Source organism: Pseudarthrobacter sulfonivorans (assembly GCF_031454915.1).
Taxonomy (GTDB): Bacteria; Actinomycetota; Actinomycetes; order Actinomycetales; family Micrococcaceae; genus Arthrobacter; species Arthrobacter sulfonivorans_C.
On sequence record NZ_JAVDRS010000007.1, the window covers coordinates 114,849 to 126,732 of the forward strand.

The 11,884-nt window shown below is 67.8% G+C and carries 13 protein-coding genes and 1 riboswitch; of the genes, 9 read left to right on the top strand and 4 right to left on the bottom strand.

Going from position 1 to position 11,884, the window contains the following annotated elements:
* Positions 1-12 precede the first annotated feature (12 nt).
* The 6 genes from J2808_RS15875 (at position 13) to J2808_RS15900 (ending at position 3,872) form a co-directional block, all read left to right on the top strand.
* A complete protein-coding gene (locus J2808_RS15875) occupies positions 13-543 on the top strand; it encodes a ferritin (protein ID WP_309818543.1) in 531 nt (176 codons plus the stop codon).
* 82 nt (positions 544-625) lie between these two features.
* Positions 626-691: riboswitch (guanidine-III (ykkC-III) riboswitch) on the top strand.
* Between the two features lie 9 nt (positions 692-700).
* On the top strand, positions 701-1,024 hold the full coding sequence (locus J2808_RS15880; protein WP_309818544.1) for a DMT family transporter: 324 nt from the start codon (positions 701-703) through the stop codon (positions 1,022-1,024).
* On the top strand, positions 1,024-1,422 hold the full coding sequence (locus J2808_RS15885) for a DMT family transporter (RefSeq protein WP_309818545.1): 399 nt from the start codon (positions 1,024-1,026) through the stop codon (positions 1,420-1,422). Before J2808_RS15880 ends, J2808_RS15885 begins: the two co-directional genes overlap by 1 nt.
* A gap of 90 nt (positions 1,423-1,512) precedes the next feature.
* Positions 1,513-2,139, top strand: a complete 627-nt coding sequence (locus J2808_RS15890; protein ID WP_309818546.1) for a nucleoside/nucleotide kinase family protein — start codon at positions 1,513-1,515, stop codon at positions 2,137-2,139.
* Between the two features lie 60 nt (positions 2,140-2,199).
* Positions 2,200-3,195 (top strand): aldo/keto reductase, encoded by a 996-nt coding sequence (locus tag J2808_RS15895; RefSeq protein WP_309818547.1) that lies wholly within the window; start codon positions 2,200-2,202, stop codon positions 3,193-3,195.
* 26 nt (positions 3,196-3,221) lie between these two features.
* Positions 3,222-3,872, top strand: a complete 651-nt coding sequence (locus J2808_RS15900) for an MBL fold metallo-hydrolase (protein ID WP_309818548.1) — start codon at positions 3,222-3,224, stop codon at positions 3,870-3,872.
* Between the two features lie 96 nt (positions 3,873-3,968).
* Here J2808_RS15900 and J2808_RS15905 read toward each other — a convergent pair whose 3' ends face one another.
* Positions 3,969-5,909 carry a DEAD/DEAH box helicase gene (locus J2808_RS15905; RefSeq protein WP_309818549.1) on the bottom strand — a complete coding sequence of 647 codons (1,941 nt, stop codon included), beginning with the start codon at positions 5,907-5,909 and terminating at the stop codon, positions 3,969-3,971.
* A 358-nt stretch (positions 5,910-6,267) separates the two neighbouring features.
* Here J2808_RS15905 and J2808_RS15910 point away from each other — a divergent pair, with 358 nt between their 5' ends.
* Together J2808_RS15910 and J2808_RS15915 are read left to right on the top strand one after the other, a co-directional pair.
* Positions 6,268-6,993, top strand: a complete 726-nt coding sequence (locus J2808_RS15910; RefSeq protein ID WP_309818550.1) for an SAM-dependent methyltransferase — start codon at positions 6,268-6,270, stop codon at positions 6,991-6,993.
* A gap of 34 nt (positions 6,994-7,027) precedes the next feature.
* Complete coding sequence (locus J2808_RS15915; protein ID WP_309818551.1) at positions 7,028-7,630, top strand: dihydrofolate reductase family protein; 603 nt, start codon at positions 7,028-7,030, stop codon at positions 7,628-7,630.
* Between the two features lie 10 nt (positions 7,631-7,640).
* On the opposite strand, the gene J2808_RS15920 is transcribed toward J2808_RS15915, so the two are convergent.
* Positions 7,641-9,044 carry an MFS transporter gene (locus J2808_RS15920; RefSeq protein WP_309818552.1) on the bottom strand — a complete coding sequence of 468 codons (1,404 nt, stop codon included), beginning with the start codon at positions 9,042-9,044 and terminating at the stop codon, positions 7,641-7,643.
* Between the two features lie 3 nt (positions 9,045-9,047).
* Positions 9,048-10,337, bottom strand: coding sequence for an MFS transporter (locus J2808_RS15925; protein ID WP_309818553.1), 1,290 nt, complete (start codon positions 10,335-10,337; stop codon positions 9,048-9,050).
* Between the two features lie 93 nt (positions 10,338-10,430).
* Here J2808_RS15925 and trmB point away from each other — a divergent pair, with 93 nt between their 5' ends.
* A complete protein-coding gene (gene trmB, locus J2808_RS15930; protein WP_309818555.1) occupies positions 10,431-11,354 on the top strand; it encodes a tRNA (guanosine(46)-N7)-methyltransferase TrmB in 924 nt (307 codons plus the stop codon).
* Between the two features lie 59 nt (positions 11,355-11,413).
* On the opposite strand, the gene J2808_RS15935 is transcribed toward trmB, so the two are convergent.
* Positions 11,414-11,860: a hypothetical protein gene (locus tag J2808_RS15935; protein ID WP_309818557.1), complete on the bottom strand. Its 447-nt coding sequence runs from the start codon at positions 11,858-11,860 to the stop codon at positions 11,414-11,416.
* Between the last annotated feature and the right edge of the window lie 24 nt (positions 11,861-11,884).

Genomic DNA, 11,884 nt, shown 5'->3' on the forward strand with positions numbered 1-11,884 from the left:
TAGACTCTGGCTATGACCTCCACACCTTTTAATGCCCTCCTGTCCACCCAGATCGGCAACGAATTTGCGGCCTCGCAGCAGTACATTGCCGTGGCCACCTGGTTCGCCAACCAGGATCTTCCGCAGCTGGCCCGCTACTTCTACAAGCAGTCGGTGGAGGAACGGAACCACGCGATGATGATGGTCCAGTACATGCTGGACCGCGACATTGAATTCACCATCCCCGGTGTCCCCACCGTGCGCAACGACTTCTCCGCTGTGACCGAGCCGCTGGCCCTGGCGCTTGAACAGGAGAAGGAAGTGACGGGCAACATTGAGGCCCTCTTCCGTGCCGCCCGCGCCGAGGACGACGCCCTCGGCGAGCAGTTCATGCTCTGGTTCCTCAAGGAACAGGTGGAAGAGGTCGCCTCCATGACCACCCTCCTGAACATCGCCGAGCGCGCGGACAACCTGTTCGACATCGAGAACTTCATCGCCCGCGAAACCATCGGCGACGGCGGCCGCGATTCCTCCGCACCTCCGGCTGCCGGCGGTGCACTCTAGGCCCGCCAGCGCTGTCCCCATCCCCCGGCGGTGAGCTTGGCCACCAACCGGCCGCCCGCCGTCGGGGTTTGCTACTCTGAGATTAAGGCTCCGCAATCGGGCCTCCGGACGACGGTTCAGTACCCGGCACGCGACAAGACTGGCCAAAGGATCTGTCATGTCGTGGTTAATCCTCATTTTTTCCGGAGCGCTCGAGGCCGTCTGGGCCGCCGCCCTGCACCGGACCTTCGAGGCGTCCGGCCGGCGCCGCATCGCCCCGGCCTTACTCTTCCTCGTCTCCGTCCTCGCCAGCATGGCCGGCCTCGCCATCGCCATGCAGTCCATCCCCACCGGTACCGCCTACGCCGTCTGGGTGGGTGTGGGCGTGGTGCTGACCTCCGCTTACGCCATCTTCACCAGGGCTGAACGTCCGACGGCGGCGCGCCTGCTGCTGCTGACCGGCATCGCCGCGTGCGTGGTTGGCCTGAAGGTGGTGGCGTAGTGAACAAGCGTTCCGTTGCCTGGCTGTTGCTGCTGGCCTCCGCCGTCCTGGAAGCCGTGTGGGCCACCGCCCTGGGCCTGTCCGACCGCTTCACCCGCCCCCTCCCCACGCTGATTTTTGCCGTTACGGCCACGCTGAGCATGATCGGCTTGGGGCTTGCCATCCGCAGCATCGCGCTCGGCACCGCCTACGCCGTCTGGGTGGGTATCGGGGCTGCCCTGACCGTCGGCTGGGCCATGGCCACCGGCGTGGAACCTTTCAGTCTGTGGAAAGTGCTCTTCATCGCCGGCATCGTAGGCTGCGCTGTGGGGCTGAAGTCCCTGCCCGCTGAGGCCAAAGCCAGCGCCGCCCGTTCCGACGCTCGCGTCCCCGCCCCCGCCGAGTCGTCCAACGGTTAAGTTGCCTAAGGCGTGCCCGGGCGACCCGCCGTCGTGATTCGTGCGGCGGTGCCCAGACGCGGGACTCAGTGGCCGGTTTAGGCTTTTGCCATGGACTCCCCCGAGATCTCTCAGGCGATAGACACCCTGCGGCACCGGCTCGACGGCGGCCGCCGGACCCTGCTGGGCATCACGGGTGCGCCCGGATCCGGTAAGTCCACGTTCGCGGCCTGGTTGCAGCAGAAGTTCGGCCCGGACATCGCCGTAGTGGTGCCCATGGACGGCTTTCACCTCGGCAACTCGATCATTGACGGCACACCGCTGCGGCAGCGAAAGGGCGCGATCGACACGTTCGACGTCGGCGGGTACCTGTCGCTGTTGCGGCGGCTGGTGCGTCGGGATGAGTCAGTGGTCTATGCGCCGGAGTTCCGGCGCACGCTGGACGAGCCGGTGGCCGCCTCAATCGCTGTCCCGGCGTCAACGCCGCTGGTAATCACCGAAGGGAACTACCTGCTCGCCGAGTCACCCCAGTGGAAGGACGTACGCGCGCAGCTGGACGAGGTCTGGTTCATGGACACTCCGCCTGCGCTGCGACTGACCCGGCTGGTGGACCGGCACGTGGAGTTCGGCATGGACCGGACCGCGGCGGCAGCCTGGGCCCTGGGTCCGGATGAGAACAACGCTGTGCTGATCGGCGCCATGCGGCAGGGAGCGGACCGGATCATCCCCTGGGGCTAGGAATACCGCGGCCAGGGGCAAGGTTCTTGGCTGGGAAACACCACAACGAACGGAGCTCGCATGGCTGCATCATCGGTCCACCTCGGCGACGGCCTCAGGGTCAGTCCTCTCGGCTTCGGCGGGATGGCCCTCACCCCGGTCTACGGGGAGGTTGACCCGGTAGAGGCCCTCAAAACCCTGCACCACGCCGTGGACTCCGGCGTCAGCTTCATCGACACTGCGGACATTTATGGCGGGGGCAGCAACGAGGAGCTCATCGCGCATTTGTTGAAGGACCGGCGGGACGAGGTCCAGCTCGCCACCAAGTTTTCCCTGGTGGGCACGCCGGCTGACGGCTACACGGACGTTCGGGGCGACGCCGCCTACATCCGGCAGGCCGTCGACGCCAGCCTGAAGCGGCTCGGCACCGACGTGATCGACCTCTACTACATGCACCGCCGTGACCTCCGCGTTCCGATAGTGGAAACCGTGGAGGCCATGGCGGGGCTGGTACAGCAGGGCAAGGTCAAACACCTTGGCCTGTCTGAGGTGACCGCGCAGGAGCTGGCCGAAGCCCACGCGGTGCATCCGATCGCCGCAGTCCAAAGCGAATGGTCCATCTGGAGCCGCGACGTGGAACGCAACGTGGTTCCAGCCGCCGCCGGACTGGGCGTGGGCTTTGTGCCGTATTCGCCCCTGGGCCGGGGATTTCTCACCGGAACCGTCGACGCGTCCAGCCTCGGAGCCAAGGACTTCCGACGCCGGATCCCCCGATTCGCCGAAGACGCCGCCGATGCCAACCAGGCAGTGGTGGCGGCGGTCCTGGCCGTGGCCACTGAACTCTCCGCAACACCTGCCCAGGTGGCACTGGCCTGGCTGCTTGCCCAGGGAAACCGGCTGGGCTTGGCAGTGGTCCCCATCCCCGGCACGCGCAAAACGCACCGGATCGACGAAAACCTGGGCGCCCTGTCCCTGGTCCTTACCTCATCGCAACTGGAAACGCTGGACCAGGCCGCGGACGCCGTCGTCGGCTCCCGCTCGGCGGACCCGAACTGGGTTTCCCAAGGCCGCGAATGACGCAGGCCGTGAATAAACTGAGGCCCATGGACACGCTCATTCACGACCTACAGGACATCACCATCCGCCGGATTTCGGTCAGCGAGATGGACAACAACGTGTATCTGCTGACCGCCAAGGAGTCCGGCGCACAGCTGCTGATCGATGCCGCAGACGATCTTCCGGCCATCAAGGCGATGCTGCAGGACGCCGCCGCGGATACTGCGGCCACGCCCAAACTGGTGCAGATTGCAACGACGCACCAGCATTGGGACCATGTCCGGGCACTGCCTGAACTGGTGGCAGCCACGGGTGCCCCAACCGTTGCCGGAAAGGACGACGCCGAGGCGCTGCCGGTTCCGGTGGACCGGCCCCTGGAGCACGGTGACACCTGCGCCGTGGACGGCTTCGAGCTCACCGCAGTGCACCTGCGCGGGCACACTCCGGGATCCATCGCGTTTGTGTACCAGAACCCGAAAGGTCCGGCCCACATCTTCTCCGGGGATTCCCTCTTCCCAGGCGGCGTGGGCAACACCCAGAAAGATCCTGCACGGTTCAACCAGCTGATCAATGACGTCAGCGAGCGGCTCTTCGATGCTTATCCGGACAACACCGTGGTGCACCCGGGCCACGGGAAACCCACCACCCTCGGCGCGGAACGCCCGCACCTGGAAGAGTGGCGCGCCCGCGGCTGGTAGAGCAGCGTTAAACCACTCATCGAGTGCTCCGTAACTGCCGCTATGAACCTTCTAAACGGCGGTTACGGAGCACTCGATGGTGTTTAGGCTGGGACCTTAGCGGCTGCGGCGTTCGTTCGAGGCCGGAGCCGACGCGCGGCGGGGACCGCTGCGTGCCGGACGGCCGCTGCCGCCACCGTTGCCGCCGCCGTTGCCGGCGTACGATCCACCCGAAGTACCACCGGTGTTGGAGGACCAAACAGCCTTGTTGCCGGCGTTGCCGCCGCTGGCTGCACCGGCACCCGCGGAGCGCTGGCCGCCACCGCTGCGGCCACCTGCACCTGCACCGGCAGTGCGTGCGCCGGCTGCTGCGCGCTGGCCCGTTGCCGGACGTCCGCCGCGCTGGCCGCCGGACGTAGCCGGACGGCCCGTGCCGCCACGGGGAGCATCGCTGCGGGTAACGCGTGAATCCGTACGGTTGTCTGACGCGCGGCCGTCTGAACCGCGGCCGGCCGCTGCACGGCCACCTGCTGCGGGGACGTCGTTGCGGTGCGTGGATGCTGTGGTGCCGCGGCCACGTGCGTTGCGGCGTGCAGCCGCAGCCGCAATGGCGCGGTCCTCGTTCTGCTCTGCAACACGGTCAAATGCTGCGCGGGCTTCAGTCCGGCCTTCGTAAGCCACGGCGCGGCGCTCTGCACGGGGCAGGTCGGTGCGGGGAGCCTCAGCCGAGACACGTCCGCGTCCGCCACGTCCACCACGGCCACCGGCTGTGGGGCCGTCCTGGCTGCGTCGGGCGCGCTTGCGCTCGGCGTTGGCACCGGTGGAGCTGCCGCCGCCCTGGTTGGACTTGGCGGCCAGCAGTGCCGCACGGGTGCGGGGATCGATCTTGTCGGCCATTTCGCCTACGAGCTCAGCAACCAGCGGGGAGTTGGCGCTGACGCGCTCGAAGTTGACCTCGACGCCGGCAGCCTTCATCAGCTTCTTGACGTCGCTCTGCTGCTCCGGGAGGGTCAGCGTCACAACGGTGCCGTCCGAACCTGCGCGGGCCGTACGGCCTGAGCGGTGCAGGTAGGCCTTGTGCTCTGTCGGCGGGTCAACGTGGATCACCAGTTCAACGTCGTCCACGTGGACGCCGCGGGCTGCGACGTCGGTGGCCACCAGGACGCGGACGTCACCGGAGGAGAACTCCGCGAGGTTGCGGTCACGGGCGTTCTGCGAGAGGTTGCCGTGCAGGTCGACGGCCGGGATCCCGGCGTCGGTCAGGGTCTTGGCCAGCTTGCGGGCGTGGTGCTTGGTCCGCATGAAAAGTACGCGGCGGCCGGCACCCGAGGCGAGCTCGACGATCAGCTGCTTCTTGACGGTCTGGTCGTTGACTACCAGCACGTGGTGTTCCATGGTGGTCACCGCGGCCTGCGGATCGTCCACGGAGTGGGTCAGCGGGTTGGACAGGTAGCGCTGGACGATCTTGTCCACGCCGTTGTCCAGGGTGGCGGAGAACAGCAGCCGCTGGCCCTGGCTGGGGGTCATGTCCATGAGCTTCTTGACCACGGGCAGGAAGCCGAGATCGGCCATGTGGTCGGCCTCGTCCAGGACGGTGACCTCAACGGCTTCGAGGGTCAGGATGCGCTGGCGGATCAGGTCCTCCAGGCGGCCCGGGCAGGCAATGACGATGTCGACGCCGGCGCGCAGGGCCTTTTCCTGGCGGGCCTGGGAGATGCCGCCGTAGATCACGGTGGTGTTCAGGCCCATGGCCTTGGCCATCGGCTCGATGGTGGCGTTGATCTGGGTGGCCAGCTCGCGGGTCGGTGCGAGGACCAGGCCCATGGGGCGGCCGGGCTTGCGGAAGTGCTTGGCTTCCCGCTCAGCGAGTCGTGCTACAAGCGGGATGGCGAAAGCGATGGTCTTGCCGGAGCCTGTGCGGCCGCGGCCCAGGACGTCGCGTCCGGCCAGGGTGTCCGGGAGGGTCTTGACCTGGATGGGGAACGGCTCAACAATTCCCTGGGCGGTGAGGGTTTCAGCAAGGGCCTTGGGCGTGCCGAGGGCAGCAAAAGTAGTCATAGATTCAAGGTCTTTCAGGCGGTATCCGTGCGGATATCGGCCCCCGATGCCGGTTGGCTCAAGGGTTTCGCCGAAGAAAAGTCAGGTGATCAACCGGGCTGCTGCCCAATTCAGGGCGGCGGCTGGGACCAAATGGAACGCGTTCATCGACGCAGGATGTGCCTCTCACATGAAAAAACCCGCTTCCCAAATCTGGGCCTCCAGAATTTAGGAGCGAGCGGGCATCACTGCACATCAAGTCCCCTAAGCGTACCATCCCCTGGCCCGCAGCCCCGATTCCGCTCCGTCCGCCCCAGCTCGGCGCGGGGCGCTGAGCGGGACCGTTGCCTTCAAAGCCACGCCGGGGCAGGCTTGACGCATGACGCAACAGGGCGAAAACCACCACCACGCAACGCACGACGGCGACACCCGCCACGGAGACCAGCGGCAGCAAAGTGCGGCTGAAGCCTGGGACGAAAGATACGGCAGCAAGCCGCAGATCTGGAGCGGCAAACCCAACCCCCAGCTGGTCCGCGAAGGCGGCGGGCTGCGGCCCGGCAAGGCACTCGACCTGGGCTGCGGCGAAGGTGCCGACGCCATCTGGCTCGCCCAGCAGGGCTGGACCGTCACCGCCGTCGACGTTTCCACCGTCGCGCTCGAACGGGCGGCCACGCACGAAAAAGCCGCATTGGACCGCGAAAGCGTGCACGCTGAGGGCGCGGGCGCCATCCCCAGCCGCATCCACTGGGAACAGTGTGACCTGGACCAGTGGCAGCCCACGGAAACCTACGATCTGGTGTCCTCCCAGTTCCTGCACGGACCGCAGCTGGTTTGGCAGGTCCCGCTGCGGACGGCGGCGGCAGCGGTTAAGCCGGGCGGCACGCTGCTGATCGTCGGGCACCATCCGGACCGCCTGCCGCCGTGGGGAAACCACACCACGCACGAGATGTTCTACACGCCCGCGCAGCTTGTGCAGGAACTCGGCATCGATTCCCCCGAGTGGCAAGTGGAGGTCAACACCACGCGGGATCGGGTCACCAACGGGCCGGACGGGCAGGAAGCCGTCATCGGCGACACCGTACTTAGGGCGACCAGGCTGGCCTGAGCTCACCACATCAGCAACCTCAGCGGGAGGAATCATGGCACGGTTCATCGCCGAAATGACCATGTCGCTGGACGGGTTCATCGCCCTGCCCGACGACAGCATCGGCGGACTCTTCGACTGGTATGACAACGGCCCCGTGGCGGTTCCCACAGCCAGGCCGGACATGACCTGGCACGTCACGCAGGCCAGCGCCGAACACCTCCGGCGGACCATGTCCACCGCGGGCGCGCTGCTGGTGGGCCGCCGGATCTTCGACCTCACCCACGGCTGGGGCGGGCAACACCCCATCGACTGCCCCATCGTGGTGCTCAGCCATACCATCCCGGACGGCTGGCCGCGCCAGGGCGTGCCTTACACGTTCGTCACCAGCGGCTTCCAGGACGCGGTGGCGGCGGCCGGGAAGCTCGCGGGCGACAAGGATGTGGGGCTCGCCGGGCCGGACATCATCCGGCAGGCGCTCGATGCCGGCCTGCTCGCCGAGATCCGTGTCAACCTGGCGCCGTGGCTGCTGGGGTCCGGGATCCGTTTCTTCGACCACCTCAGAGCCGCCCCGGTGAAACTGGAACGGACCCGGGTGATCGAGCGCGACGGCGTCACGCACCTCCACTTCAACGTCCTCCGCCGCCCGGACTACTGAGGTGTCGCGGCTACTGAACCCGCGGTACCGCAGCCCGTGATCCTGACACCCGCGGCGACACGGCAACCGCGGCGACGGCCACCACCGCCGCCAGAGCGAAGACGCCCGCGAACGATTCCGCCGTCGTCGCAAATGCCGCGAACACGATGCCCGTGGTGGCGAGGGCGAGCGCGCCGCCCAGCGAGTCCGCGATGGACATGGCCGAACTGTTGAAGCCCTCGTTCTCCTTCGTGGAAAGGGCGAGCGTCATGACGCTCAGCCGCGGGTAGAGCAGCCCCATGCCGGCGCCGGCGAAGGTCCAGCCGATGATCGCGACGGCGGCAGGCCAGTGGAGCGCCGCCGTCGCCAACGTCAGGACGATGGCCACCAGCACCAGCGCGGCACCGATGCGGACCGCGGTGCGGTGCGAGAGCCGGGTGCCCAGGCGGCCCTGGATCGCGGCGGCACCGGCCCACGCCACCGCACCGATCGTGAGCGCGAGTCCGGCGAACGTCGGCGGGAACGCGTACTGCTCGATCAGCAGGTACGGCAGGTATACCTCGGCCCCGAAGAAGGCCGCGCCGGCCAGTCCGCGGGTCAGGATGACGCTGGGCAGGCCACGGCGCGCGAGCAATGTTCCCCGTGGTACCAGCGGCCGTACGGCAACCAGGGCAATCACGACGGCGGCCGCAGCCAGGAGTGCCGGCGCTGCGGGAAGGCCCGCGATGGTGACTTCCGCGGAGAGGTTCAGGCCCAGCACGGCGAGCGCGGCGAGCGCTGCCCAGGCGATCCGGCCCACGGACCACGGCGGCGGCGTCGCCTGCACTGCCGGCCGGTCCATGCCGCGGAGCACCGGAACAATCATCACCAGCGCGGGAACCACCAGCCCCACCACGCCCAGGAACACCCAGTGCCAGCTCAGGGCCTCCGCCACGATGCCGGCGGCGAATGGACCCACCAGGGACGGGACCACCCACGCGGCGGAGAAGGCGGCGAAGATCCCCGGGTGGAGGACGGCCGGATAGACGCGGGCCACCACCACATAGAGCGACACAGTCAGGGCGCCGCCCCCGAGGCCCTGCACCAGGCGGCCGGTGACCAACACTGGCATGGACACGGCAGTGCCCGCAATGATCAGGCCCAGCACGAACAGGGCCACGGAGGCATAGAGCGGGACGGTTGGCCCGCGGCGGTCGGACCAGTTTCCTGCCGCCACCATGCCGATCACACCGGTGGCCAGCGGCCCGGCGAATGCCAGCGCATACAGGCCTGCCCCGTCCAGTTCGCGGCTGACTACAGGCATGATGGTGGTCACGGCCAGCGATTCGAACGCCGCGAGGAACACCAGGGAACACGCGCCGATTGTCACCCACAGATACGGCCGCTGCAGGATCCCCGCTGTGATCCCTGTTGAGGGGAGGGTGGAATCTCGCACGTGCTAGCCGCCGACGTACCGGTTCCGGCCGGCGCGGTAACCAAAGACCGCGGCCAGCGAGCCTACAACCAGGAACAGCATCCCGGCCTCCGTGAAGGATCCTGTGGCCTGGTGCAGTTGGCCAACCAGCAGCGTGCCGGTGGAACCCAGCCCGTAGCCCACGCCCTGCATCATCCCGGACAGGTGCGCCGCGGTGTGCCCGTCGCGCGTACGCAGCATGATCATGGTCAGCGCCACCGCAGTCAGGCTTCCCTGCCCGAGGCCCAGCAGCCCGGTCCAGACCCAGATGAGTTCCAGCGGACCGAAGATGCTCAGTGCGAAACCGCCTCCGGTCATCAGCGCAACCACCACGCTGATGGTCCGCTGGTCGCTGAACCGTGCGGCCAGCGCCGGGGCGAACAGCGACCCAAGCATCTGGAGCACGATGGAAACGGACACCATCAGGCCGGCCGTGCCGCCATCCACTCCGCGTTCGCGCAGGATCGGCGCCAGCCAGGCAAAGACGCTGAAGGACATCATGGCCTGCAGCACCATAAAGATGGTCACCTGCCACGCCACCGCGGAGCGCCACACGTTGACTCCGTCGGAGACGGCCTGGTGCCGGACGGGGTGTTGCCGGAGTGCCACCGGGAGGAAGAGCAAAAGAACGACGGCGGCAGGCACCGCCCAGAACCACAGCCCTGCCGTCCACTCCCCCGTCGCTGTGAAGACGGGGTAGGTAAAGCCGGCGCCGAGGGCGGCCGAGGCGCAGATCGCCGTGGTGTACAGCCCACCCATGAGGCCCAGCCGGTGCGGGAAGTCGCGCTTCACCAGCCCTGGGAGCAGCACGTTGCAAAGCGCGATGGCCGCACCGCAGGCCGCTGTTCCCACCAGCAGGGCAGGGAGGTGGCCGGCGCCCGGCACCAGCCCTCCAATGTCCGCGGGCCGGAGCAGCAGCCCTGCAGTAAGTGTTGCCATGGCACCCAGCAGCACCCGCTCCGCACCGAACCGGCGGGCCAGAACGGGGGCCAGTGGCGCGAAGACACCCAGCAGCGTCACAGGCACTGTGGTGAGCACAACCACCGCCCAACCCGGCAGGCCGGCGTCGGACGTGACCTCCGGAAGTACCGCCGCGAAACTCGAGAAAACCGTACGGAGGTTCAGGCCGATGAGCACCAGGCAGAAGGCCAGGTAGACGAGGGCGCGGCGGCTGCGGCGGCCGTCCGGGAACGCGGTGGGGGACGCCGGGGGAACGTCATCGATTTCGGCGTCGACGAGCAGTCCGGGTACGTCAACGTTGTCAGCACGGGTCACGGGACCCATTGTGTCACTGCCTGTATCTGTCACTGGCCCCGGCAAGCGACGGGCCCGGACCGGTGGGCGCGGGCCGCGGGTATTCTGGAAGGGATGAGTGAATCCCCAGAATCCCCCCAGCCTCCGCATGTCCCGCGGCCGGTAACGCCCGGAACCCAGGCATCCTTTGGCACCTACGGCGGCAGGCCCGTCAGCTTCGTGCGCCGCGGAACCAGGCTGCAGGGGCGGCGCCAGGCGGCATGGGAAGAGCACGCGGACCGGTGGGCTGTGGACGTGCCCCGGCACATTGCGAACACGTCGGTCCACCCGGAGTACACGTTCGACGCCGAGGCGGAGTTCGGCCGCAAGGCACCGCTGATCGTGGAGATCGGGTCCGGGCTGGGCGATGCCATCTGCCACGCCGCCGAGGAGAACCCGGACACGGATTTCCTGGCAGTGGAGGTCTACACGCCGGGCCTGGCCAACACCATCATCAAGATCAACAGCCGCGGGCTGAAGAACGTCCGGGTGGTGGAAGCCAACGCGCCCGAGGTCCTCGCCACCATGCTGCCGGCAGGATCGGTCAGCGAACTGTGGGTGTTTTTCCCGGATCCCTGGCACAAGTCACGGCACCACAAACGGCGCCTCATCCAGCCGGAGTTCGCCGGACTCGCTGCCCGGGCGCTCACGCCAGGCGGCCTGTGGCGGATGGCCACTGACTGGTCAAACTACGCCGTCCACGTCCGCGACGTCCTTGCGGACTCGCCGGACTTCGAAAACCTCCACACCGGCGAGCGCCATGGCCCCGAGAGCCCGCTCACGCAGGTGTGGCAATCCGGCGTTGAGTCCCTGGTGGGCGGTGCACCGGTCCGCGAGGGCAGGGCGCCGGTCAGCACCGAGCACACCGGTCCCAACGAGGGCGTGGATGAGACCGGCGGCTGGGCCCCACGTTTTGAAGGCAGGATCCGCACCAGTTTTGAAGCCAAAGCCCACGAGGCCGGCCGGCTGATCTTCGACCTCTGCTACCGCCGGCGCTGAATCAGCCCCGGCGGCTCGGCGGCGGTCAGCCCAAGGGAGCTGTCAGCCTGCGGCGGCGGTCAGGCCACGCTGATGGCGGAAACAATCTCCTTCAGCATGTCCACCCGCGGTTCAATCTCCGGGTTCACGTACGGCCAGATCACCACAACGCCGATGAACCGGCTGTTCTCCCAGACGCCGACGGTGGCTGCCACCCTCGCCGCGCCGGCGGAGTCCGTGTAGCCCACCAGGACCGCGTACGCGGCCTTGCCGGGCAGGTTCAGTTCACCTTCGGCGAGGCGGGTCCCTGCCCGTTCCTCCAGGTAGAACTCTGACATCAGGTGCGCCCAGCCGTTGGCCTGCGGCGCGTCTGTGACGGAGGTGTCGTCCTTGATCACGGTGACCAGGACGCCTCCGAGCAGGCCAAACTGCTCGGTGTTTGGCCCCGCGGCGGAGTCCTCCAGGACCTGGGTGTGTTCGGGGAAATCTGCCGTATACCCCAAGGCGGATTCGATGTGCACTGACATGGTTGCTCCTTAGCGGTAAGTCTT